Origin of the sequence: Leptothoe sp. PORK10 BA2, assembly GCF_034932105.1 — a bacterium.
Lineage (GTDB): Bacteria > Cyanobacteriota > Cyanobacteriia > Phormidesmidales > Phormidesmidaceae > Leptothoe.
Genome location: NZ_JAYGIG010000020.1, coordinates 26,546 through 49,942, shown reverse-complemented (window position 1 = coordinate 49,942; position 23,397 = coordinate 26,546). Strand labels below are relative to the sequence as shown.

Genomic DNA, 23,397 nt, shown 5'->3' with positions numbered 1-23,397 from the left:
TGAGTCTGAAAGGTTTTTGCAGCGGGTGATGGGCACCGTTACGCTTCAATTTGATTAGTTGCACCGCGCGCAGCGATTTAAGCCCTTCTAGACTTTGCGATCGCACCCACCTCACCCCAATGCATCCCACTATCCACAATGCGCAGAGTAGGTTTCATTAGGACTGCTGCGCCTGAGGGCGCGGTAGTTATAGCATGAGTTTCTGAACCAAGACGAAGCTATCCTCTATGGCAATTTAATCACACAGGTTTCCTGTTCTTTCTCTCGGCAACTCCTAATCTCATCTTTATTCTGTTGTCGCAGATGGGACCAGTAGATCATATTGCTCTGGCCTCCGAAGAGACTTATATTTTGCAATTTTCCTTTTTCCAAGCCATTTAACCGTCCTAGAGACCAGCCTAAGCAGGCCATTCCGCTACTGTAGAGAAGTGCTATCACCAGCGTCACCCATTGCACTAAGGGGCGATCAGCACTCAAGGCCTTGGTCTGTTGAATTTCGGTCTTGAGATGGCTGAGGTCGGATTTCAGCTCTTGTTTGCTGGGTAAGTCGGACTGCATTTGTCTGATCGAGTCCTGCATCAGCATGACTAATTTCCTGGTCTCCGCTTGCATTTGCGTCGAAGATTCCTTGGATAGCTCGACCAATGTCCTGTAGTAGTTGGCGAGCTTGGCGTAATTGGCCGCCGTCTGCTCCACCCCCTGACTGGTGGACCGTAGAAACTTCAGCAGTTCGATGTCTATGTCTTTCCATGCCTTCATCTCCTCGGCCAGGTCGGCCACGGGCTTGAGTACAGTAATCAACGGATCATCGGGGTCCACACCCATGGCCCCGGCTAAGCGTCGCTGCTCGTCGGTAATGGTATTCATGGTGTCATGGCTCCCTACAGGCTAGGCAAATATCCGGTGGACTCAAAGGCGGCATAGGCGGAGCGCAGATAGCTTTTAACGGCGGCCTGCTCCACTACGCCAAAGCCCTTGCCCCGATGACGCAGACTGTCGGCATAGGTGAGCCGCTGCTGCAGGACCGTACTGGCCACCCGCACCGGTAACTTAGGCAGCTCGATCACAGGCGTTTGGGTTTCACGAATCAATGCCTGGAGGTCATCGGACTCCTCAAAAAAGGTCCAATCGCCATACTTGAGGTTTTTCACCACCACATGGGGAATGCGCCGGTCAAAGGAGGATAGGGAAATCTCTAAACTCTTGAGGCTGTCAAACTCGCCAGTGACCACAAACCATTTCACCAGCTCGATGTGGTTGTCGGTGGCCAGGGTGAGAATGTCATAATCCCGCAGCCATAGCCGAAAGGCTTCATAGACCGTGGCTGGTAGATTTACGACGGCTGACTTCTGGGCATCAACGACGGCGTTCACAATGGCATTGGCCCTGGCCCCCAGAGTTTCATCCTCAGAGAACTGGGCCACCATGACATCGGCGTAAATGCCCTTAAAGTCTGGGCTATTCACATCGGCTTCCACCCCGATTACCGGCTGTTGCTGATCCAGGAACCACTGATAGAGAGTACGGCAGAGAACACTTTTACCTACGCCCCCCTTATTGCCATCGGCAAAATGAATCCGATGATTAACCCGACGATTCACGCTGGGATTCACTTCAGCGTTCACAGTTGAATTAACGCCATCGTTACCCTCACTATTTCCGTTGGCGTTATCGGCAGATGTATTCGTTGATGATTTTGTAAGTTTACCTGTGGTGATAGTCATCGTTATCCCCCTAGTATGCGGTTTTCACCTCATCAAATGGTTCTGGCAATACCCGTTTTCTAGTTACCGTCTGAGACGGTGGTGTATTGCTAAAGGATTTTTCCACCGTAGGTTTTGGTTGGCTATTTCTACGGTTTCGTTTAGATGACCCTGACGTTTTTTTGGTAGACCCCTGGCGTTCTCGCTTGAGCTTGAGCATGTATTGCTTCAAACTCCCTGCTGAGATATCAATACCCGATTTTCCTAACCGTTTTGCCACTTCACTGTAGGTGTGGTTTGCCAGGGCGGCTTCAATGTCATCAAAGAGCACCGCCACCGCTTCACGCTTGTTGAAGTGGGTGCGGGGTTCTTTGGCAAGGGCCGCGAGTTCCTGTTGGCAATCCGCAATGGTGTCAGCAGAGTAAACAGTATCGGACATGGCGGGAGATAACCAGAGCTTTTTCTAGGGTGATCGGCATTCTCGGATTGCTCCGTAAAAGTACGGAATCCCTTAATTATTGAATTAACTTTAGTTGCCACGATATTTGTTCTCTAGAACCTGCCAGCTTGTTGTGTTCACATCGTTGTTTCTAGAGTGTTTCCAAATCATTCACTCGACGATTAACGATGCTATTTCCTGATAATTACCGTTCGTGTTTCCTAAATTGTTTTCGAGACAGCACCATTGAAAACTCTCTGTAGAGATTCTGGTTGATGGCTTCACTGATAAACCATGGATTAACTATCAGAATCCTTGGTTAGCCGTTTATTGATGCGATATAAGACCTGTTTTGAGAATGTTCGTAGTTAGTATCTATTCACGCCAGGATTTACGACGGGTGTAACGTTTCTCGTCTAAATCTATTGTCGTGTAAACGAATGTAGCAACTCTGTTGAAATCTCCTGATGGTTTCTATGGAATTAGTAGGAAGCCATGGGAGCTGCGCCCCGTCCAGGGCAGTGTAGGATTCACGCCGAATTAACGATGGACGGAGCTACGCGGTTCAGACATTACGCCCAGGCTGGGCAGGCCCGAACGTAGAAAATCCCATCAAACCCTGACCGGTTAAGCGCTTTAACGATTCAAAACCTGAAAATCCTTCCAAATCCTATTGTTGTCGTTTTTCCATCTACCGCGCCATGCTGTCCATCGCTAATGTGTCAGCGGCCCAGGCCGAAAATTACTACGAAGCTGACGACTATTACACCCGAAATTTAGATAAGGATGATGCCGATACCGGCACCCCTAACCCCAGTGCCACCTGGTATGGCAATGGGGCAACGGTCCTCGGGTTAACCGATGACTTTAACCAATCCACCTTCCAACAATTGCTCCATGGCAAAGGTCCGAATGGAGAATCCCTTCATGCCCGCAAGATCGATCCAGACCATCACCGGGCGGCCACTGACTGTACCTTTTCTGCACCCAAAAGTGTCTCCATTGCTGCACTGATTCAAGGCGATACCCGTGTGCTCACGGCCCATGATCAGGCGGTCAGAATGGCCCTATCGATTCTCGAAACTCGCTATGCCCAAACCCGGATGCGTCGGCCCCAAGCAGAACGGGAACGGGTGACCACGGGCAATGTGGTTGCTGCCATTTTTCGCCATGAAACCAGTCGCGAACAGGACCCCCAACTCCACAGTCATTGTGTGCTGATCAATGCCACCCAGTTGGACACTGGCCAGTGGCGCAGCCTGAGTAATGAAGTGATTGTGGGCTACCAAAAACTGCTGGGGGAAATTTACCAAAATGAGCTGGCCTTTCAGCTGCGTCAGTATGGCTATGACATCACCCCGACGGCCACCGGTCAGTTTGAATTAACCGGCTACGGTTCCAAGCTACTCAGTACCTTTTCCACCCGTACCCAGCAGATCGAAACGTACCTGGAAAAGTGGGAACAGAAGCTAATCGAAACCGGTGGTGCTCCCCTCCACCGCAGTCAACAAAAACAGGCTACTCTCGACACCCGCCGTCGTAAAACCACCGTGCCCCGTTCCGTGTTACTCACCGGTTGGGCCGAGACGATCCAGGCCCAAGGGTTGACCCTGCCGGAGGTACCCACCCAGGATATTGACCTGAGCCAAACCAGTCAAACGGCTGCCCATGCTGCTGCCACCCTGGGTTTGGATCATGCTGCCGAACGGGAGAGCGTTTTTAAGCAGGCCAAAGCCGAACGATTTGCCCTGGAACATGGCCTCGGTCAGCAATGTTTTGCCGATCTCCACCAGGCCTTGCAGCACCATCCCAACCGCGTTGTTATTGATGACCAACGGCTCACTACCTATACCGCCCTGGACCGAGAACGAGAAACGATTCAGATGATGGTGGGCGGCCAGGGGCAGGTGAACCCGATTGCTACATCGGACGAGGTTAATCAGCAACTGAGTGATGCCTTGAGTCTTACCTCTGGTCAGTGTGAGGCTATTTTGTTGTCGGCGACTACGCGGGATTCTGTCATCGCCTGGCAAGGCGTCGCTGGTTCTGGTAAAACCCATAGCCTCCATATCTACGCCCGCATCGCCCAGGACCAGGGGCATGACGTTACCGGCTATGCTCCCAGCGCCCAGGCCGCCAATGGTCTCCACCAGGACACTGGCATCCCCACTGATACCGTCGCCCACCTGCTCCATACCCCAGATCCAGATCCCTCTAAACTCAACCGTTCATCTAGAAAATCCCCCATCTGGATCGTGGACGAAGCCGGACTGCTGAGCGCTAAAGATGCCCATGCCCTGCTGCAAAAAGCGGAGACCCACCAGGCCCGCGTTGTTCTGGTGGGAGACACCCGCCAACTGTCTGCCGTTGAAGCGGGAAACCCTTTCAAATCCCTCCAAGAAGCAGGCATCCAAACCGCCATCCTCAACCAGTCCCGCCGCCAACAAACCGAGGCCCTCAAGACCGCCGTTCACCATATTGCCCAGGGCGATATGGTGAACGGTATTCAGCAGTTAGACGAAGCCGGATTGATCCAAACCGTGTCTCTGGATGGTCTCGTTAGCGCCTTGGCCCAGGACTACCTCAGCCTCACCCCTGCCCAACGCCAAAAAACACTCATCCTCAGCGGCACCAATGACGGCCGCCTGGCCATCACCCAAAAACTCCGTCATGCCCTGCAACAAGAAGGGCGATTAGAGTGCGATCGCGTTACCTTGCAATCCCTACGTCCCAAAGACCTGACCCAGGCCCAGGCCCGCTACGTCAGCCACTATGCCATCGGCGATGTGCTCGTCCCCGTGAGAAACTACCCGCGCCATGGTCTGGAGCGTCACCAGCGCTATACCGTCACCGCCATTGACCCCACCCATAATCACCTGATTCTCCAAGCGACCAATGGCCAAACCCTCACCTTCAACCCTGCCCACTGTGCCAAGAAAACCAGCTACCGCATTCAGCAGCTCCCCATTGCCGTCGGCGATCAACTGCGATGGACGCGCAATGACCGCGATCTGGGTATCCGCAACGGACAGCAGTTCACCATCACCGCCCTCAATGCCCAGGGGCAGGCCCAGATTCTCACCGACGATGGTACTACCCGCAGCCTCAATCTCAGAGGCCATCACTATATTGACTATGGCTTGGTGAGCACCACCTACAGTAGCCAGGGCAAAACCGCTGAGCGCGTCCTGGTGGCTGCCGACAGCACCCTCACCCAGGAAGCCTTTTACGTTGGCGTTTCCCGAGCCAAACGCCACCTGACCATTTACACCCCCAACAAAGACGATCTACTCCGCGCTGCCCAACGCAGTCGAGCGAACCAAAACGTCAGCGATTATTTGTCCCTCTACCAGGTAACCCCCCATGGCCAGACCCCGCAAACCCCAGCTTCAACCCCTGACCGTCGAGATGACGGAAGGCGCATTGGAGAGCGCCTTGCTCGCCAGCTTACAGCCGCTATACGCCGAGATAGCGGACTTAAAGACCCGGCTAGCCGCCTTACTCGAAGCACAGACCGCCTCACAGCAAGCCTTGACGCAGGTTATCACGCTAATTCAACACCTCGACAGTCGTCAGGCTCAACACTTCCAGAGCTTACTCGACAGTTTGCAGCTGCCCTTCGGCAACGACGCCAGCAGTGGCTTCTAACCCAGCAAGACCGACAATGGTATGACCACTATACCGCGCAACAACCCTTAGAACAGCCGCATCTTCAGGACCAGATGATTGCCCATCAGTATCTCCAGGAGCAATGCGGTTCTCAAGGTCAGCCCACCCAGGCGCAGCTGCGGCAGGCTGCGCGTATTTTGTTTCAAGGTCCATTGGCCCGACAGCTACGACAGCAAGAGGGTCGGACTGCTGCTGTGGATTATGTGAAGCAGCAGGTGAATGCAGTCATGCAACAGAGAATGCATTCACGTCAACAACAACGGCATGTGGGGGTGGATATGGAGCGGTAGAATCTAGAACCGTTGCTAAGCGACGCAACTATGTCCTTTCTGAAAATCAAGAACTTCAGAACATTACTAGCAATCGATGTAGTTAGGGCTTGCTGAAAAAGCAGATTAGACTTTTTCAGCAAGCCCTAATTAGGGCATATTTTCTGCGGTAGAATGCGGTTTACAGGCTACTGTGATAGAAAATAACGTATTTCGGCCAGAGGCCTTGTAAAAGTAGCAATATTGCAACTATGTGGATAGGTAGAACAGCATGAGCGAAGACAGGGTATTGGCTGAGTTTCTCTTGGAGGACGGTACCGCCGTCCGGGTTGAGGTACCCCGGCCTCTAGATAGTAGTGCTGTAGAAGAAGTTTCGATCCTGGATGAAACCCTCTACAAGAGCGAGCAGAGCATTAAATCTGCCTTAACTAAGGCATCTGATATTGCGACCTCGGTGATGTCGAGTCTGAAGAAGGGAGCCGCCGATGAGGTGGAAGTCAAATTTGGGCTGGATTTGAGCGTAGAGTCTGGTGTTATCATTTCCACCGTAGGTGGTGGCGTAAATTTTGAAGTTACTCTCAAGTGGACCGGCAAAGGGGCTGAGTAACGGGTATGGCTGACTTCAGCGTCAAGCCTAATACACCAGGCAAGACTGCGATCGCCCGCATCTACAAAGGCAATACGGTGGTTGGGGCTGGCTTTTGGATGGAGGGCGGTTATCTACTCACCTGCGCCCATGTCATTCGCGATGCTTTGGTCCTCAAGGCGGAAGAGTCAGCTCTGGGGCGAACGGTAACAATCAATTTTCCCTATGTGTCTTTGAGCCAGAAACTAACCGCTGAGGTGCTGCTCTACAGCTACGACAAAAGCGAAGACACGCCTGATGACGACATAGCCGGATTGAGGGTTTTGGAGTCACTACCTGCTGGGGTATTTCCTACTCGGGTTGTAGGCAGCTATCAACTTCATAGCCCATACCAGGTATTGGGTTTTCCCAAGGGGCATGCCAAAGGTCTTGGTTCCTATGGCCAATTGCTAGAAGAATTGCCCAATGGCCTGGTGCAGATGGAAGACACCAAGGCCGAGGGGGTTGCGATTTTACCTGGGTTTAGCGGTACTCCTGTCTGGGATGAGGCTGTTGGGGCGGTGGTGGGCATGGTGGTAGCCCGTGAAAAAGATCAGCCCGAGGCCAAAATCGGCTTTATGGTTACTGGCCGACGGCTTTTGGCAGTGCGCCGTGAGTTGGAGAGCCTGGGGTTGTTGGCCCTATTGAGCGACGTTGCAGAGGTCCTGACCGATGCGATCAAGCTTGCCTATCAACTCTGTTGTCCTCAAAGCTGGGAGATGCCCGAGAGCCTGGCAGACAAATTGGCCAGTCTTCAGGATGTGAAGCGGGGCGATCGCCCCTTTGAGGCCATTGATCAGTTTGTGGGGTTACTGAGTCTGCCCGACTTAACCCCTGATGCTGACCTCAGGGAAAGCCTACGGAGCTGGGTGCAGCCGCGAGTTGAGGATGTTCAACAGCTACTGGATGAGGCTCAGCGTCTGTTGAACCAGCACCAGAATGCCCAGGCCACCGATGCCCCCTCCCACCTGCTGATCTACGTCAAAGATGAATCGGCGGCGGCTCGTTCTGTCTCTGCCCTGTTTGTGCGAGACGCCAGCCAGTACACGATTAGCTCTGGCATGGGTGGAGAACCGATACAGGCCCCTGGCTTAGCCCCCTTTCATGAAAGGGTCACCCGTGACACCCTGCCAGATCTGGTTCAGGCTTGTTTGTCTGAGGTGTTGGATAAATCTCCGCAGCGGTTAATGCTGCATCTGATCTTGCCCTTGGCGTGGCTCCACCAGTCCTGCGATCGCTGGCCGTTGATGAATTGCTCCAGCAGTGGGGTGCTGGAGCTACTAGATGACGAAATCCGCATTGGGGAACGTTTTTGCTGTGCGGTTCGCATTACTGAGCGGCTCAACCCTGACATGCTCAAGATGTTTCGAGAACCCTGGCAAGACAAATGGAAACAGCTTGAGTCTCTGAAGCGCAGTGATCTCTGTACAGCCTTTGTCCCAGGCGATGGAGTGACGCCGGGGCGAGAACTCAGAGCCAAGCTGAGTCCAACGATCAGCGTTGGTCTTAAGCTCTCAACTGTCTATGACGAGAGCCAGTATCCAAAGCTGTTTGCCACCCTGATCGCCACCGGCACCCCTGCTGCCCTGTGGCTGCGATCTGATCAGTTTGCCAATACGGTTTCTGCTGCGACCGATCTAGACGGGTTGCTCAACTGTAGAATCTCTACGTTGCCCGAAGCCATCAAGCAATGCCGTTCTGATGCCCTGGCGTTGGCCGAAGACGCCCATATTGGTCATCACCTGTCTTTTCTGTGGGATGACCCTAATCTGGTTCCCCCCAGCACTCAACTGTCCCTTGCTATGCCTCAGCTATGACCAACCCAGACTGGCGAATTTTTCAGGGGACTCACACTCCCCACGCGAATAAAGACTATGTGGTAGAACGACTACCCGACCCGCCCAGCTGGCGACCCTTTGGTACCGAGTTGGCGGCCCACGAAACCGTCGCTAACCTAAAAAAACAGCAGCGGGGAGCAACCTTTCAGGCCACCGACGATGAGATCGATATGGTCAATGCGGCCCTGTACCTGCGCCGCCCCCTGCTGATCACGGGTAAACCAGGCACGGGCAAAACTTCTCTAGCCTACGCCGTGGCCTACGAGCTCAACCTGGGGGAGGTGCTGTACTGGCCGATCACGACCCGCACCACCCGTAAAGATGGCCTCTATGGCTACGATGCGATCGCCCGTCTGCGAGATGCCCAACTCCAAAAAGAAAAGGACATTGGCAGCTACATCACCCTTGGCCCTCTGGGAACGGCGCTGTTACCCACCGACCATGCCAAGCGCCCACGAGTGTTGCTCATTGATGAGATCGACAAGAGCGATATCGACCTGCCAAATGATCTGCTCCACCTGTTTGAAGATGGGGAATTTGAAATTCCTGAGGTGGTGCGGCTGGCGGAAGAGATTAAACAGTCTGAGCAGCCGGTTCGCATTCGCACGGCCTACACCGAAGCCGATGAAAAGCAGTGGGTGGAAACAGAGACGGGACGCTTTCGCTGTGGGGCCTTTCCCTTTGTAGTGATGACCAGCAACGGCGAACGCGACTTTCCGCCCGCTTTCTTGCGGCGCTGCCTGCGGCTGAATATGGGTGAACCCAAACCCGATCGCCTCAAGCGCATTGTGGAAGCTCACCTGCAAGACGATTTGAACAGTAAAGTCAAGGTAGCCGAGGCCACTAAACTGATTGAGCAGTTCTGTACTCGCAGCAAGAACGGTGATCTATCCACCGATCAGCTGCTCAACGCCATCTACTTTGTCACCCGCGAGCGAGTACCTGAGAAAAAGACCAAAGATAAGCTGGTCGAGTCTTTGCTGAAATACCTCTCCAGTAGCGAGGATGCATGAGGCCCGGTAAGCCGAAGGTTGAAGACATCGATGGCCTGGCCACGCTGCTAAAGGAGGCGGGGGTAGACTTTGGCGCTGAAGATGTGGCCGATGCCCTATGGCTAGCTGGGCATATGGGCGACCTCTCTGGGATAGCCCCCAAACAGCAAAGCGACTCGGGCAACAGGGGGACCCAACTCGACATCCGAGAGGAGTTTGTTGATGACGACACCGACGACGAGTCTGGGCGCGCCCAGATATCGTTGCCCACCCGTCAGGGCCAGGGTAGGGGTGGTAGCCAGTCCAAGTCGGGGATTGCCATCAAGGCTCCGGCTGCTCCGGCCCTGCGCATTCGGTTAGATCTGGCCCGCGCCCTGCGGCCCCTACGCCGCCAGGTGCCCTCCCCCGGCCAGCTAGAGTTTGACGAAGCCGCCACCCTCGATCAGATCGCCGACCAGCAGGTCTGGTTTCCGTTGCTAAAGCCGGTGCAAGAGCGCTGGTTAGAGGTGGCCCTGGTGGTCGAAGCCACGGCCTCGTTATCCCTGTGGCACGAGACCATTGGTGAGTTTCAAACCCTACTAGAGCGGCAGGGGGCCTTTCGGCGGGTGACCACCTGGCGGCTAGAGACTGATGCCGGGGGTAAGCCCCAGCTCTTTCCCCACTGGCAGCGCCCACCCCAGCGTCAAAATCCTCGCCGGCCCAATCACCTGTGGGATGCCGCTGGACGACGATTGATTTTGCTGGTGAGCGATTGCACCTCTGAGGCCTGGTATAACGGCTCGATGGTGCGGTGGTTAGAAAAAAATGGCCACCAGGCCCCCACGGCTGTAGTGCAGCTTTTGCCTGAACGGCTCTGGTCCCAGAGTGCGCTGGCCCAGGGCACCTCAATGCGATTGAGCGCCCTAGAGCCGGGTACCGTCAGCGCCAAGCTCACCTCTCGGCCTCGGGTGCCCCTGCTCCAGCAGCTGCTGGCTTTGACCGAGGCTCAGCCCATGCGGGGAGTAACGGTACCCATCGTGACCCTAGAGGTGGAGCCCCTTAAGCAGTGGGCCAGGGTGGTGGCCGGGGCCGGCGACAGCCAAACCTTGGGGGTACAGTTTGACCCGGCTGCCTTCACAACCGCCGAGGCCAGCCCCCCAGCACCGGCTACACCCTCCGCAGCAGAGCGGGTGCAGCGCTTTAGAACTACGGCTTCGTTGATGGCCCAGCGCCTGGCGGAGCTGATGGCCGCAGCCCCGGTGAGCCCGCCAATTGTCGATTTAATTCGTCAGACCTTGTTGCGGGGGGCAGAGCCGGTGCATGTGGCGGAGGTCTACATGGGAGGCCTGATGGAGGCCCGTGAGTTGGAGGCTGCGGAAGGGGACAGCACGGCCCTGGAGTATGACTTTGCCCCAGGGGTGCGAACCATTTTGACCGATGCCCTCTCTAGAACGAAGACAGAGTCGGTGCTGGATGCCGTATCGCGGTACATCTCAGAGCGCCTGGGGCTGAATACCAGAAGCTTTGAGGCCCTGCTGCGGTTTGATTTTCAGGGCGATCCCTCGGCGCAAGATCTGGTGTTGCCCTTTGCTGAGATTGCAATCCCTACTTTGCAGCGCATGGGGGGCGAGTATGCCGAGTTTGCTGAGCAGTTAGGGTCTACGCCTAAGGTCACGCCGCCACCGCCTCCCCCCGACCCTGATGACCGCTACCCCCTGCTGCAAACCTATACCTTTAGGGAAGCCACCCTGGTTTTTGAAAGTCAGCCTGACGCACTACCAGAATGTGATGTAACGATCGAGCAGCAGTTCATTGAGGCTTTGGGTGAGGGAGTGCGGCCAGAGCTGGTCGAGTTTGAAACAGCCTCGATTGGATCACGTCTTCCTGTAGTGGGATTTATAGACGATGTTGAGACAGTCCTGACGGAATTGGATCATTTGCGAGGTAGCCAAATCCCTCCTCAACGATTGAAGTCGGTGCAAAGGACTATTTTGCGAGGCACCTGGGAAGGGCAGAGCTATGACGAGATCGCCGGTCGCAACAACTACTCCGGAGCTACGATCAGGACGATGGGGTATCAGCTCTGGCAGATGCTATCAGAAGCACTGGGTGAAAAAATCAATAAGAGCAATGCCCGCGACGTTTTAACGCGATGGACTAAACAGACGGGCGAAACAGAATTGACCATTCGCCGTTCTACCCGGCAAGCCTGGCAATATGTCGAAAATTTAGGCAGTGGTGTTGAGCTAGCGATGGTTTGTATCCAGGCAGGCTCCTTCACTATGGGTGCCCCTGAAGGGGAAGAAGACCGTTCAGACGATGAAGGGCCACAGCACCCTGTAACGATTGCAGAGCCGTTCTTTATGGGTAAGTACCCCATCACCCAGGCCCAGTGGCGGGTGGTGGCTGCAATGCCACAAGTGGAGCGTGAGCTAGACCAAGATCCTGCCAACTTCAAAAGGGATAATCGCCCTGTGGCGGTGGTTTCTTGGCTGGATGCTGTGGAGTTTTGCGCTCGGCTGAGTCAGCACACGGGGCGAGACTATCGCCTGCCGACCGAGGCCGAGTGGGAATATGCCTGCCGGGCAGGTACGACTACCCCATTCCACTTTGGGGCGACGATCGCCTCAAATCTGGCTAACTATCGAGGCACTAGCACCTATGGTGTTGGCCCTGCAGGGGAGTATCGACAACAAACCACTGATGTAGGTAGCTTCCCCGCCAATGCCTTTGGCTTGTACGACATGCACGGGAACGTTTTGGAGTGGTGCCAGGACTGGTGGCATGAGAGCTATGAGGGAGCCCCTGCGGACGGCAGCGCCTGGCTAGACCATGAGGACGATGCTGAAGAAAAACGCGTGCTGCGGGGCGGTTCCTGGTCCGACGATCCCGCGTTCTGCCGGTCGGCGGACCGTAACTGGGGCGCGCCCGACGACATCATCTTCGACTTCGTTGGTTTTCGGGTGGTGTGCGGCGGCGCGAGGACATAACCCTTTACCCTTTTTCCCTCTTGCCCTTTGGCGGCTTGATGGTACAAACGTTCTTTATGGTTCAAGGCTATGAAACGAGATTTGCCGATTGTTCAAAAAACCTATGACCTGGTGAAGTGGTACGTGCCCATTCTCAACAAGCTGCCGCGTGACCATAAGTTTTTGCTGGGAGATCGCATCATCACCGGCCTCTACGACCTCCTAGAGGGGCTTATTTTGGCTCGCTACAGCAGCGAAAAGCTGCCTCGGCTTAAAGCCCTCAATGGTCGCCTCGATCTGTTGCGTCACCAAACCCGGCTGCTGTTTGAATTTGAGCTGATGTCGGCTGAGCGGTACAAGTACGTCAGCCAGTTGATCGACGGCATTGGCCAAGAGCTAGGCGGCTGGATGCGGCAGCAGCACCAAAAGGCTGTCGCCAACGCCTAGCTATGGTTAAGCGACATGGTAACCTCTGGCCCCAGATCATTGACTTTGAAAACTTGCTTTTGGCGGCTCGTAATGCCCAGAAGGGCAAGCGAATGCAGGCCAGTGTCTTGCAGTTCAACTATCACCTTGAAACCGAGCTGCTGGCCCTACAGGCAGAGCTTATAGCAAAGACCTACAAGCCACGGGGCTACACCACGTTTGAGATCTACGACCCGAAGTGTCGCCTAATTTCGGCGGCTCCTTACCGCGATCGGGTGGTGCATCACGCCCTTTGCAACGTGATCCAACCCATCTTTGATCGCACCTTTATTGACGACTCCTACGCTAACCGCACTGGCTATGGCACCCACCGGGCCTTGCGTCGATACATCGGCTTCATGCGCACCACTCCTTACGTGCTCCAGTGCGACATCCAGAAATATTTTCCCAGTATTGATCTTGAAATCCTCAAAGGTTTGATACACCGTAAAATCAAATGCCCAGATACCCTCTGGCTGATTGACTGCATTATTGACCACAGCAACGAGCAAATCCCTGTCCATGAGCTGTTCCCCGGTGATGGCCTGCTGACGGTGCTGGAGCGCAGGAGGGGGCTGCCTATTGGCAATCTCACCAGCCAGTTTTTTGCCAATGTATATCTCAACGGCTTTGACCACTTCGTCAAGGAGCAGCTCAAGGTTCAAAAGTACCTCCGCTACGTGGATGACTTTGCCCTCTTCAGTGATGACCACGGTGTTTTGGTTGAGGCTCGACTAGCGTTAGAAGACTACCTGACAGGGCTACGCCTGAGAATCCACCCTGTCAAAAGCCAGCTGTTTGAAACGCGCTATGGGTCTAATTTCCTGGGGTTTCGAGTCATACCCCTGGGAGAAACCTATCCAAAGGACGTGCGGATTCGAGTGCGGCGGGAAAACTTGCGCCGGGGAAAGCGCAGGCTCAAACAGCTCCAAGCTGACTATGGTAGCGGTAAGATTGGGTTTCAGGAGTTAGATCGGTCTATGCAAAGTTGGTTGGCTCATCTGAGCCACGGGGACACCTGGCAACTACGCAAACAGCTATTCGCCGATCTCGTTTTTGCGAGACGGTGAAGACGGGGCAGGCACCCCGACTGCGGGGCGGTTCCTGGAACAACAATCCCGCGAACTGCCGGTCGGCGAACCGTAACAGGAACGCGCCCGACAACATCAACAACAACGTTGGTTTTCGGGTGGTGTGCGGCGGCGCGAGTACTCTTCTGGGCCAGAACTGGCAGGTGGGAATCTGCCGGGCGTGCGAAGAGGAGTCCAGACCTGGTCCGGTGATGCTGGTGACGGCATCCGAATAGAAAACAGGGCTGGGTAGCCTGGTAAGCCTAGCTGAACGGTTGCTCAGCCCACCCCTTTTTCCTAGGTTTCTATGGCAGCATCTTCGACAGCTAAACCAGAGCCCCTCATTCAGTATCGAGAACGCACCGCCCAGTTCTTCACCGAAGACAAACTGGAGCTATCGACGGGGCACACACCGCTAGATATGGTCTATATTCCCCCTGGCAGCTTCTTGATGGGCTCTCCAGAGGATGAGCGAGGTAGATACAAGGATGAAGGCTCCCAACACCCAGTAACGATTGCTCAGCCCTTCTTCATGGCCAAGCACCCCATCACCCAGTCTCAGTGGCGAGGGGTGGCTGCAATGCCGCAGGTAGAGCGCGAACTCAATCCAGAGCCATCCCAGGTTGATGGGGATAATCGCCCGGTAGAACAAATTTCTTGGCTGGATGCAGTTGAGTTTTGCCGTCGTTTAGAAAAAGCTACGGGCCGCCCCTACCGCCTGCCCAGCGAGGCCGAGTGGGAATATGCATGTCGAGCGGGTACCACCACTCCGTTTCACTTTGGTGACTCGATCACTACCGATCTGGCCAACTACCGGGGCACTGATTTTGAACACGAAGGTAAAACTTACTCAGGAGCCTACGGCGATGGTCCCCACGGTGAGTATCGAGAAGAGACGACAGACGTGGGTAGCTTTAAAGTGGCTAACGCCTTTGGCCTCTATGACATGCACGGCAACGTGTGGGAATGGTGCCAGGACTGGTGGCATGAGAGCTATGAGAGAGCCCCCGCAGACGGCAGCGCCTGGCTAGACCATGAGGACGATGCTGAAGAAAAACGCGTGCTGCGGGGCGGTTCCTGGATCAACATTCCCGCGGTCTGCCGGTCGGCGTTCCGTTTCAGGTACGCGCCCGACGACTTCGGCTACGACGTTGGTTTTCGGGTGGTGTGCGGCGGCGCGAGGACATAACCCTTTACCCTTTTTCCCTCTTGCCCTCTGGCAATTTTCTGAGGCAAATCTTTGAAGAATGGTTTTGCCTAGTTGCCTGCGCGCGCAACTAGGGGGCCGGCCTGGATCCTGACGAAAAGGTATCATAGGCTGAAACCCTTAAGGGGTTTGAGTAGTAATGGAAATTATTAGCTCAATTCTGGCACGGACACCGTGTTTCGACTTCGCCAACAGTATCCACTACTACTCAAATCCCAATATTGTCTCCACCGTGGGCTACCTGTTCAGCTACATGCATTCGTGACATCAATACTGTAGACGTTCTAGGAGTCTTATGGCTGAATGGTGTCTCAAAAACCATTGGTCTCATCCATGGCCGCTAGTCGCGATTTTGCCTCAGTCATGAGGATGGGATCGCCGGATGCGGCCCACTGTTCTAGCTGGGTTCTGTAGTCTCGTTGTGCTTGGTCAAGGTAGTCATCAATATAGGAGCGCTGGCGCTTTGCCTGAGCCTTTTGGGCTGACGCTATGGCCTGTTCTATTTCGAGCCGCAGTTGCTGAAGCTGTGGCCGCTTTAATGGAACCTTAGTCTTACACCCTGGGCTACTGTTTTCATCTGTCTGAATTGCGCTGAAACCATTGTCGTCAGGCTCCTTACAATCAGTTTCCCAATAAGCTTGTAAGGATTGCGTTGGGGTTTCGTTCCCCAACGCATCCCCTTGAGAAATCGGGGGGTCTGGGGGGATATTGATTGGGGTGACAGCAGCAGCTGTCTCGGTAAAGCGTGGGTGCCAGAGATGTTTGTATTTGTAGAGGGAGCTGCCACTGATGCCCTGGGTAGTCAGTCTGTCAAAGCGTTCTGTGATGCCACCTGGCCAGTTGTTGGCTGACTGTAGGTCGATAACGGCTTTTGTGATTCGTTTTTGGACTTCTGTTTGTTGTTTTTCATTCCAGGATGGTCCGGCTGGTGCCGCGTTCCCAGGGAGTTTGTCTGAGCCATAAGGAAAATAGTGACTGGCTTCAATGCACCTTACCCATTCTTTCACTTTGGTTTTGAGATCCTTTTGGTGGCGACACCAGAGGGTGAACCCAGGTAGGCTCTGAGCGGTTTCTACTACATTTTCTACTAGGGCCTCGCCGGTCAGGGGCTCTGGTGCTCCGAGGATATGGCCGAAAATGTAAGCCCGCATGGTGATTCTTCCCAGCAGCCGGTTGGTTTGGCTGTGGCCAGTCCATCCCACTGCAATTTCAGCATTGAGATCGTTGAGAAACTTTTCCGCTTTGTGGGAGACCCGATAGATTTTGCGCTGGGCCTGTGCAATGACTCGCTCTAAGGTTTCGCTGGTGATGTCGTTGTGGGCGGTGGCCGTCGCCCAATTATGGAGAAAGTGAAGCCCACTGCTTGCTATTGGCTCTAGATCCTTATTGAGTAGATAGCTACCCTGCTGTAGCGGTAGTCTGTGGCCGTTATAGAGGCTGTTTCCGGCTGGATTGTAGGCTTTGGCATTGGGGAAGACCTCTAACCAGCCAGGCATGACTTTGAAGCCTTTGTTCTCAAGGTGTGTTGCGATCGCAATACCGACTTTCCAGGAGGTAAGCGGTGTTTCAAATGGGAAATAGATGTGGAGACCGCCACTGTCTGAACTGGTCAGGATCAGGTGTTGGAGGAGTCCTAGTGGTTCAAGGGTTTCACACATCCGTGATATAGCCAGTGGGTCACGCCGGGGATGATAAGGACTGCCCGAGTCGATATCGAGCATGGCGTACTGGGTGACAGATCCAAACCTGACGCCGTAGAGATAGGTGCCTTGATTGATCAGTCTGTCTGAGAGCGGATGTCGGGTCTCTGTTTGCCACTGGGGTTTGGTGCCAGGGTCAGGGTGGGGAGAATATAGGTAGTCAAAACGATGCGGCCACAGTGCCAGGAACTGATCGTCGAGTTCCTGAACAAATCTGGGCTGCTGCAAAGTGGATGCAACTGCCATTGGTTTGGTGGTTAGTAAGGGGCAAAACCACCAGACAGAAAGGGATTGAGCAATGGGTTGCAAGAATGTCTAATTCTCGCTAAAATTTCGCATGAAAGCCCTGTCGCCGTCTTAGCTTGGTTGTCAGCCTGCTGTTAAGACGCCGCGTCTAGTGGATAAGTTAAATACCTAGAAAGCCTTCGTTCCCGTCAAGTTCAGAAGGTTTTTTAGTGTCTGGACGTTGTTAGTTCATCGATACTCCTCCTTTCGTGACGCCCAAGAACTTACTAGGCCTCGCCTGAGATCGCTGATTTGAGGGGTAAATTCCCAGCGATTTTCTGTGAGGGGTCCAGAATTGACGCAAAACGTAATTGTCGATCACTGCATATTGTTTGAACATGGCGGCTTGATTAGAAATCTCCTGAGTTATCGACAAAGTTGTCAGGGGTGGCGATGACGGCTCGGGATTTGTGGCCACTGGACTGAAGCACTGGCTGGACTTCGGTTTGTCGGTACCTTTCCAGACACATGCCGAGGGCGATCAGTGGATTGGCATGAATATCCGAGAGGATTGCCACCATGGTGCTGAGTTGTACTACATCTTGATCGGCTAACTGGCCAACTAAACTCCGCAGCTGCGCTAGTTCAGCCAGGAGTCGTTTGAGGGTGTCGGTGTCGGTTTCTAGCGTGCTGTCGTCTGGTTTGAGCGCAGTCCACTGGTCTACATCGACATACACTCGGATCTGTTTGCGATCGCCCATGATTTAGTTCTGGGGGAAAAGTCTGTCAGCAACGGTTGATAGCCCAATTAGGGTGGCCCAGGTGGCCTCAGGCATGGTCTGGGCTTTTTGCTGGCTGTTGCTAAAGGCGTCTACCATTCCTGGCAGCATGGAGCCGCCACCCATCAGATAGACTGGCTTGTCTCCATATTGGCTGACAAAGGTTTGAGCGTCTTGCACACAGGCCAGGACGTGGGGTTCTATGCGTGTTGCTTGCTGCTGACGGAGGGATTTGTTCGTTGTGGTGTCAAGCAGGAACGCCATCACCTGGTCTGCATTGGGGAGGCGTTGAGTCATGCCCTTCAGACCAATGAGACACTCTGACTGGTAGACTCGCTCTGCTATGCGGTGACAGCCACAATCGTCTTTGGCAAAGCGGTTAAGGATGCGACCCTGGGCATCCACGGCGGTGACCAGGATGGTGCGGCTGCCGATATCCACCATGACTGCCCCGTGTGGGCACTCGGACTTGACCAGTCTGTAGGCTTGATAGCCTTCCAGCTGCGGTATGGCTGAGTCGATGCGGATGGTCTGTTTTTGCTCATCGATGAGGGCGGCATTGTCGGGAGGTAGGGTGACTTTGTGCTCACCCACAAGCTTTGCCTGGATGTCTGCGCCGTAGGCTTTTACGCTAGGGCAGGTAAATATCAGGTCTGCTGAGAGTGGTTTCCCCATGCCTGCTGCTTTGATCAGGGCGTGGATGGTCAATGGCAGCGCATTTAAGACCTTGCCGCTGTCGGTGTTGCCGGTGCGATCGCACTGTACAGCGGTGGCTTCTTCACCGATCAGATACGACTGTTCACCCAGGAGGACTCGGGCGGGATGGTTATTGACTAGGGGGCTGGTGGAGACAACCGATTCAAATTTATGTCTGTGCCAGTCGTCTGAGTCATCACCGATGCGGTAGAGGAACTTGATGTCGGCATTGCCAAGGTCAATGATGCCCTGGATGTTGTTGCGTCGAAAGGAAGTCATTGCAGTAGATTCGGTAGGGTACATGAATGTTGCGAACGGCATTAAGGCAGAGATGAGGCATCCTTAAGGTGGTCTTTCTGTGAGGCTTAAATAAGGCAACAAGAAGTCGGGTGGTTTCATTACTGTTTTGATTAAGGGGTGGTCTGCGAATGATCTGAGCGGTTGGTGTGGAGTTTAAAGATGTTGCTTGGGGTCTCTCCGAGTTCCCCAAACCCTCTGGTTAGGGCCGGAACGCCGGCCTAAGACCCAGCGTACTCGGTGATCTCTAATGGCATTCAGTTTGGGGTTACGGCGAGGCCCATGGTAAGTGTTCTAGGTCGATTTCTGCGAACGCTTTAGCATCACTTGAATTTGTTTTCTCTGCTTCTCATAGTTGTCTCATAGTTGTCTCATACGTGTATGAGAATGCCTCATACGTGTTTTGCGGATCATGCGGATCTCATGGTGTGTATTGCTTTTGGGGTATAGCTCATAGTGAAAACTCATAGGTGGATATGAGGTTCTGGGGGACGTTATTTTTACCTACTTAAGAGATATCCTCTGGGATGTTTTTTGTATGAGGCTTTTCAGGGAAACCGAGGAATCTAAACTGTTTGTCTTCGAGATTGGGAAAGGATACAACGCCAAGGGAGTCAAGATATTTGAGTGCTGTTCGCATCTGGGCTGTGTTGATTTTTTCTGGGCTGTCTTTGTCTATCAGTCTGTAGGAACCTGTTAGAAAGCCATTGGGGGTAAGCAGGATGCCAGGCTGTTTTTGATCCAAATAAAAGAGGATGGTTTTGAAGATTTCGGGGGTTATGCCATCGGGTAAGGGGGCTAATTCTGGTGTTCCCGCTTCTGCCAGTAGCTTTTCAGGCGGTGGCAGAGGTGTAGGTGCTCTGAGGAGCCATGGGTCGGCACCGATAGGGGTTGCTCCTTTGAGTCGCCAGGCTATCAGCCCTGTGTGGGGATGTTCCTCAAAGGAACCGTAGCCAAGTTCACTGATGAGTTGCAGGATCAGTTCCATCTCTTCAACGCTGTTTACTCCATCAAAGCCATAGGAAACCATCTCTGGATCGAGGAGCCCTTGAGCGTCGATGAAGTCGTGGCGTCGCTGTTTTATCCAGCGGATAAATGCTGTTGCGGTCGTTTTTTGGGCGGCGGTGTAGTGCTGGCCCAGGTCAGAGCCAAGTTGTATTTCGAGCCGGTCGCGCACCGACTCAATTTCTGGCTGTGGTTTGGGCCGCGCTGGCTTTGCCTGGGGAGTTGTGGCGGGAGGGTTGGTGACACCCAGTTCTATGGGGTCAGGGTCAGGGAGTTGTGGCAGGATCACCAGTCTCCACCCTTGACTGCCACAGTTTGTGATGGCCAGTACGACGTTCACCGGGTTGCCGTACTCTTCATGGGCTTTGAAGTAGGCTTGCAGATTTGCTACCAGTGCCTTACGGACAGAGGGTACGGCAATAAACCGATCATCTTTGAGGGGGTTGGTGACAGCGCTATAGATGCCATCACGGCCAAGGCCCACGTAAAAGACATTTTCTTTGATTTGATGGGAGAGCCCCAGCGCTTCGTTTGTGTTGGCGTGACCAAACACCCAGGCTTTAACGCATTTTTCACGGCCATCGACCAGGAGGGTGGCCAGGTCATCTTTATAGGTTTGTTCTAGGTATGGGAAAAGTATCTCCCCATCGTCGTCTCGCAGGGCGTACCGCTCAGCTTTGTTGGCCGCAACCAGCCCCTGATTGATTTGGTCGATGACAACCACACTGGGTACTTTCGAGCCCCGCTCCATGATGCCTTGGAGTACCCTGAGCCGACAGTAGAGCCTGTAGGCGGCCTCTTCGAGGACTCCACCGCTCATCGAGGCGGTGAGTAAGTAGAGGTCTTCTGAGTTTTCTAAGCCACAGTAATCCAGCTTTTCACCCCGAGCCGTATTGGCTGACTTGTGGGCAAAGACGGTGAAATCGGTGGTGCGATCGCAACAAAACTGAGCTGCGATCGCTTGTTTAATCAGTTGTGTTTTACCGGTGCCAGTGGGACCCACCCCCAGACACCCACGGGACTCCCGTGCCATCTCTGAGGCTAAATCTACGATGGGCAGTCCGGCGTAGTGGGTATGGCCTGTCAGGTCTACACAGCGTTCTTTCTGACCAGTTTGAGGATTTTTACGAGGGTAAAAGCGGTACTTGCCCTGCTGGACATCGATAATGCCATCGCTATTGGTGTCACCTTTGAGCAGTGCTGTTGGTTGTCCAGAGGAGTCTTCTGAGTCAGCAGCCCCGATCATCCGTTTAAATTCTTCAAACTCAGCTGCCTGGGTCAGCTTTGGGTCTTGGAGGTCTGGTTCTATTAGATACTCAGGCAGAACTTGGGAGGCATTAAGCCGGGCAGCGGTAACGTTGGCGTATTGCTGTGTGGTTAGTACGGCCTCGGTGGCTTGTCTGTGGAGTGCTGTTTGGTAGTCGGCATCGGCCTCAGCGGCCTCTATTTGTTTTTGCCATCGCTCTAACTCACTTTGGGTGGCAGCAAGGATGCCAGCGGCGGTGAGGGTGAGAGACAGGGTGACGGTGGGTCGTACCTTGTGGCGAATGGGGACAAGCCACAGAAGCAGTGCTATCAGTGTTCCACCGTAGAGGATGAGGGCTCGTTTCGGCGCTGCCCTGAAGAGTGCGAGCATTAGCTGCGCAGTCTGCCCGCCCAGCCATCTACGATCGTCGTTATCGAGCATGTTTAGCTGAAGAATGCGTACCATGTTGGCACCCCACCGATAATGGCAAAAAGAAGAACAATCATGAATTGAATCAGGCCCTGGTTGAGCCTGTGGATCTCAAGGTCTTTTGCCCATGCCCTGCTGGTAAACAGACCGTAGTACTGGACGCTGAGCATGAGTAGGATCAGCAGCCCGACGCAGCCGATAGCAATGAGACACCACACAACGGGTCTCCACATCGCGGTGAGTTGCACCAGGCTACTGCTGAGAAGAGAGAGCAGCAGATAGCGGGAGAGTTTAGCGATAGAACGATGGGTGAATACCATAGGGAGCCTGGTTTGCGGGGCACTGTGGCCCCGCTGACGAAACAACAGTTAGGACACCAGCCGCAGGTGCCCACGTTTGACAGAGCCTGCTTCTGTGCCGCTGCGTGACTCATCGGTCATGCCTCGCAGCTTCAGGGTGAGGCCCCGTTGGAACTTGGCGAAGCCGATATTGGCTTCTTCCACATGAGAAGCGTGCAGGAGTCCACTTTGACGTTTGGCGGTATTGACCTCGTGCTTGAGGGTTTGCCATTCGCTGAAGGCCTGCTCGATCGTGATTTCCAGCGCAGCCACCTTCGTTCGCAGTTTGCGGGTTGCCTTGTGGTATTTCTCGGCGGCTTCTACAAGGTGGGTGTACTCTTCTACAACTCGGGTGCTTTGGGCATAGAGTGTGGCTTGTTCTGTGATTTGGTCAATGGCTGCATCGGCAGCTGTCTGGTTTTTGTAGACTAGGAGGTTATCGGGGATGGTAATCCCTGGTTGAAAGCCTATCTGTTCGAGATTGGCTGGGTTGACGGTGCCATCGGCCAGCCCGTCTTTAGCGGAGAGGCTAGAGCGGATATCTTCGGTAAGTCCAAATGCCATAGATGTGTATGTGGGTAGAGGACAAGGAGAGTTTTGAGGAGTGCTGCATCACCTCCCATGGAGTTCGTTTCTGAGGATGTGGTCGTTCCCATAGAGAACTTGAATATCGTTTTGTATAGTGTTGAGCTGTTTTACGAGGCCACCCTGTCGGAACTGCCCCACTCCAAGCAGGATCAGTACGAGGGAGGCTCCAGTAATCCCGATCAGCTGAGAAATGGTGAGTCGCTTTTGTGCTAGGCGTTTGAGTGTGGCGCTCGTGCCTTCGACTGCCTCCGATGTGATCGCTTGCTTTTGGGTGAGGAGGTCAACTTCAGCGCGTAGTCCCTGGTTTTCAGCGAGAATCTGTTCAAGCTGGTTGACCAACAGATGAATGTTGTGATGATTGCGTTTGAGGTCACTATCGATTTCTGGCAGGAGCTGTTCTAGCTCCATCAGACGCCCGAGCACATCGCTGTACATCCGGTGGGTGACCCGGTTTGTGGTTTGTAGGTCGATGTGGAGGTCTCGCTGCTGACCCTGGAGCAGGGCTATGGCTGCGAGGGGATCGCCATGGGCTGCCTGGGTCCCCAGGGCTGGATGGGAAACGATATTGCTTGTTAGCTCCTCTTCATCTGGCTGCATTCGCCGTTGAATCCGGCGAATGCTCGTGGCCAGCTGCGAGATGCGGTCAGGGTTTTGGGAGTTAGGGGACGTCATGGGTTTGACCTCAGGGGTGAGGGTGGCCGTTATTTCCAAAATTGGAGGGTATCGATAACTGAGGTGGTGACGATATCAGCGCACGCTTTAGCGTCCATCAGTGGATCGGTGTGTGCCCGAGCTTTCCAGCCAAGCCAGAGGCAGGGAGCGCCGGAAAGAATGGCGATTAGGAGATAAGCAGGGATAGAGCGAAGCAT

Annotated in this window: 20 protein-coding genes; 9 read left to right on the top strand and 11 right to left on the bottom strand. The window is 54.2% G+C overall.

Annotated features, from left to right (window positions below; all coding sequences use genetic code 11):
* Positions 1-225: 225 nt before the first annotated feature.
* The 3 genes from VB741_RS07810 to VB741_RS07800 are packed head-to-tail and all read right to left on the bottom strand — an operon-like array spanning position 226 to position 2,142.
* Positions 226-867, bottom strand: a complete 642-nt coding sequence (locus tag VB741_RS07810; RefSeq protein ID WP_323364601.1) for a hypothetical protein — start codon at positions 865-867, stop codon at positions 226-228.
* Positions 868-881: 14 nt separating this feature from the next.
* The gene (locus VB741_RS07805) at positions 882-1,724 is read right to left on the bottom strand and encodes a hypothetical protein (RefSeq protein ID WP_323364600.1); all 843 of its coding nucleotides are present in this window, start codon (positions 1,722-1,724) and stop codon (positions 882-884) included.
* 10 nt (positions 1,725-1,734) lie between these two features.
* Entirely contained in the window at positions 1,735-2,142 is a 408-nt protein-coding gene (locus VB741_RS07800; protein WP_323364599.1) for a hypothetical protein, read from the bottom strand.
* Positions 2,143-2,843: 701 nt separating this feature from the next.
* Here VB741_RS07800 and mobF point away from each other — a divergent pair.
* From mobF to VB741_RS07755, 9 genes are all read left to right on the top strand, one after another.
* Entirely contained in the window at positions 2,844-6,101 is a 3,258-nt protein-coding gene (mobF, locus tag VB741_RS07795; protein ID WP_323364598.1) for a MobF family relaxase, read from the top strand.
* A gap of 250 nt (positions 6,102-6,351) precedes the next feature.
* Positions 6,352-6,687 (top strand): CU044_2847 family protein, encoded by a 336-nt coding sequence (locus VB741_RS07790; RefSeq protein ID WP_323364597.1) that lies wholly within the window; start codon positions 6,352-6,354, stop codon positions 6,685-6,687.
* Between the two features lie 5 nt (positions 6,688-6,692).
* A complete protein-coding gene (locus tag VB741_RS07785; protein ID WP_323364596.1) occupies positions 6,693-8,522 on the top strand; it encodes a VMAP-C domain-containing protein in 1,830 nt (609 codons plus the stop codon).
* Complete coding sequence (locus tag VB741_RS07780) at positions 8,519-9,556, top strand: AAA family ATPase (protein ID WP_323364595.1); 1,038 nt, start codon at positions 8,519-8,521, stop codon at positions 9,554-9,556. Before VB741_RS07785 ends, VB741_RS07780 begins: the two co-directional genes overlap by 4 nt.
* Entirely contained in the window at positions 9,553-12,504 is a 2,952-nt protein-coding gene (locus tag VB741_RS07775) for a formylglycine-generating enzyme family protein (RefSeq protein WP_323364594.1), read from the top strand. Before VB741_RS07780 ends, VB741_RS07775 begins: the two co-directional genes overlap by 4 nt.
* Positions 12,505-12,573: 69 nt before the next feature.
* Complete coding sequence (gene avd / locus VB741_RS07770; RefSeq protein ID WP_323364593.1) at positions 12,574-12,930, top strand: diversity-generating retroelement protein Avd; 357 nt, start codon at positions 12,574-12,576, stop codon at positions 12,928-12,930.
* 2 nt (positions 12,931-12,932) lie between these two features.
* On the top strand, positions 12,933-14,018 hold the full coding sequence (locus VB741_RS07765; RefSeq protein WP_323364592.1) for a reverse transcriptase domain-containing protein: 1,086 nt from the start codon (positions 12,933-12,935) through the stop codon (positions 14,016-14,018).
* Positions 14,015-14,254: an SUMF1/EgtB/PvdO family nonheme iron enzyme gene (locus tag VB741_RS26265; RefSeq protein WP_323364591.1), complete on the top strand. Its 240-nt coding sequence runs from the start codon at positions 14,015-14,017 to the stop codon at positions 14,252-14,254. The genes VB741_RS07765 and VB741_RS26265 overlap by 4 nt, the downstream gene beginning before the upstream one ends.
* A gap of 71 nt (positions 14,255-14,325) precedes the next feature.
* Positions 14,326-15,207, top strand: a complete 882-nt coding sequence (locus tag VB741_RS07755) for a formylglycine-generating enzyme family protein (RefSeq protein ID WP_323364590.1) — start codon at positions 14,326-14,328, stop codon at positions 15,205-15,207.
* A 329-nt stretch (positions 15,208-15,536) separates the two neighbouring features.
* Here VB741_RS07755 and VB741_RS07750 read toward each other — a convergent pair whose 3' ends face one another.
* The 8 genes from VB741_RS07750 to VB741_RS07715 all read right to left on the bottom strand — a co-directional run bounded on the left by VB741_RS07750 (position 15,537) and on the right by VB741_RS07715 (position 23,397).
* Positions 15,537-17,171, bottom strand: a complete 1,635-nt coding sequence (locus VB741_RS07750) for a hypothetical protein (RefSeq protein ID WP_323364589.1) — start codon at positions 17,169-17,171, stop codon at positions 15,537-15,539.
* A gap of 389 nt (positions 17,172-17,560) precedes the next feature.
* Positions 17,561-17,911, bottom strand: a complete 351-nt coding sequence (locus VB741_RS07745) for a hypothetical protein (RefSeq protein WP_323364588.1) — start codon at positions 17,909-17,911, stop codon at positions 17,561-17,563.
* Positions 17,912-17,914: 3 nt separating this feature from the next.
* Positions 17,915-18,904 carry a hypothetical protein gene (locus tag VB741_RS07740; protein WP_323364587.1) on the bottom strand — a complete coding sequence of 330 codons (990 nt, stop codon included), beginning with the start codon at positions 18,902-18,904 and terminating at the stop codon, positions 17,915-17,917.
* A gap of 526 nt (positions 18,905-19,430) precedes the next feature.
* Positions 19,431-21,638 carry a hypothetical protein gene (locus VB741_RS07735; RefSeq protein WP_323364586.1) on the bottom strand — a complete coding sequence of 736 codons (2,208 nt, stop codon included), beginning with the start codon at positions 21,636-21,638 and terminating at the stop codon, positions 19,431-19,433.
* Positions 21,617-21,922 carry a hypothetical protein gene (locus VB741_RS07730; protein WP_323364585.1) on the bottom strand — a complete coding sequence of 102 codons (306 nt, stop codon included), beginning with the start codon at positions 21,920-21,922 and terminating at the stop codon, positions 21,617-21,619. The genes VB741_RS07735 and VB741_RS07730 overlap by 22 nt, the downstream gene beginning before the upstream one ends.
* A gap of 48 nt (positions 21,923-21,970) precedes the next feature.
* On the bottom strand, positions 21,971-22,504 hold the full coding sequence (locus tag VB741_RS07725; protein WP_323364584.1) for a hypothetical protein: 534 nt from the start codon (positions 22,502-22,504) through the stop codon (positions 21,971-21,973).
* Between the two features lie 48 nt (positions 22,505-22,552).
* Positions 22,553-23,200 carry a hypothetical protein gene (locus tag VB741_RS07720; protein ID WP_323364583.1) on the bottom strand — a complete coding sequence of 216 codons (648 nt, stop codon included), beginning with the start codon at positions 23,198-23,200 and terminating at the stop codon, positions 22,553-22,555.
* A 29-nt stretch (positions 23,201-23,229) separates the two neighbouring features.
* A complete protein-coding gene (locus tag VB741_RS07715; protein ID WP_323364582.1) occupies positions 23,230-23,397 on the bottom strand; it encodes a hypothetical protein in 168 nt (55 codons plus the stop codon).

Excerpts from the sequence above, each read along its gene's own strand:
- VB741_RS07810 (WP_323364601.1), bottom strand. The coding sequence starts at position 867 with ATGAATACCATTACCGACGAGCAGCGACGCTTAGCCGGGGCCATGGGT.
- VB741_RS07805 (WP_323364600.1), bottom strand. The coding sequence starts at position 1,724 with ATGACTATCACCACAGGTAAACTTACAAAATCATCAACGAATACATCT.
- VB741_RS07800 (WP_323364599.1), bottom strand. The coding sequence starts at position 2,142 with ATGTCCGATACTGTTTACTCTGCTGACACCATTGCGGATTGCCAACAG.
- mobF (WP_323364598.1), top strand. The coding sequence starts at position 2,844 with ATGCTGTCCATCGCTAATGTGTCAGCGGCCCAGGCCGAAAATTACTAC.
- VB741_RS07790 (WP_323364597.1), top strand. The coding sequence starts at position 6,352 with ATGAGCGAAGACAGGGTATTGGCTGAGTTTCTCTTGGAGGACGGTACC.
- VB741_RS07785 (WP_323364596.1), top strand. The coding sequence starts at position 6,693 with ATGGCTGACTTCAGCGTCAAGCCTAATACACCAGGCAAGACTGCGATC.
- VB741_RS07780 (WP_323364595.1), top strand. The coding sequence starts at position 8,519 with ATGACCAACCCAGACTGGCGAATTTTTCAGGGGACTCACACTCCCCAC.
- VB741_RS07775 (WP_323364594.1), top strand. The coding sequence starts at position 9,553 with ATGAGGCCCGGTAAGCCGAAGGTTGAAGACATCGATGGCCTGGCCACG.
- avd (WP_323364593.1), top strand. The coding sequence starts at position 12,574 with ATGAAACGAGATTTGCCGATTGTTCAAAAAACCTATGACCTGGTGAAG.
- VB741_RS07765 (WP_323364592.1), top strand. The coding sequence starts at position 12,933 with ATGGTTAAGCGACATGGTAACCTCTGGCCCCAGATCATTGACTTTGAA.
- VB741_RS07755 (WP_323364590.1), top strand. The coding sequence starts at position 14,326 with ATGGCAGCATCTTCGACAGCTAAACCAGAGCCCCTCATTCAGTATCGA.
- VB741_RS07750 (WP_323364589.1), bottom strand. The coding sequence starts at position 17,171 with ATGGCAGTTGCATCCACTTTGCAGCAGCCCAGATTTGTTCAGGAACTC.
- VB741_RS07745 (WP_323364588.1), bottom strand. The coding sequence starts at position 17,911 with ATGGGCGATCGCAAACAGATCCGAGTGTATGTCGATGTAGACCAGTGG.
- VB741_RS07740 (WP_323364587.1), bottom strand. The coding sequence starts at position 18,904 with ATGACTTCCTTTCGACGCAACAACATCCAGGGCATCATTGACCTTGGC.
- VB741_RS07735 (WP_323364586.1), bottom strand. The coding sequence starts at position 21,638 with ATGGTACGCATTCTTCAGCTAAACATGCTCGATAACGACGATCGTAGA.
- VB741_RS07730 (WP_323364585.1), bottom strand. The coding sequence starts at position 21,922 with ATGGTATTCACCCATCGTTCTATCGCTAAACTCTCCCGCTATCTGCTG.
- VB741_RS07725 (WP_323364584.1), bottom strand. The coding sequence starts at position 22,504 with ATGGCATTTGGACTTACCGAAGATATCCGCTCTAGCCTCTCCGCTAAA.
- VB741_RS07720 (WP_323364583.1), bottom strand. The coding sequence starts at position 23,200 with ATGACGTCCCCTAACTCCCAAAACCCTGACCGCATCTCGCAGCTGGCC.
- VB741_RS07715 (WP_323364582.1), bottom strand. The coding sequence starts at position 23,397 with ATGCTTCGCTCTATCCCTGCTTATCTCCTAATCGCCATTCTTTCCGGC.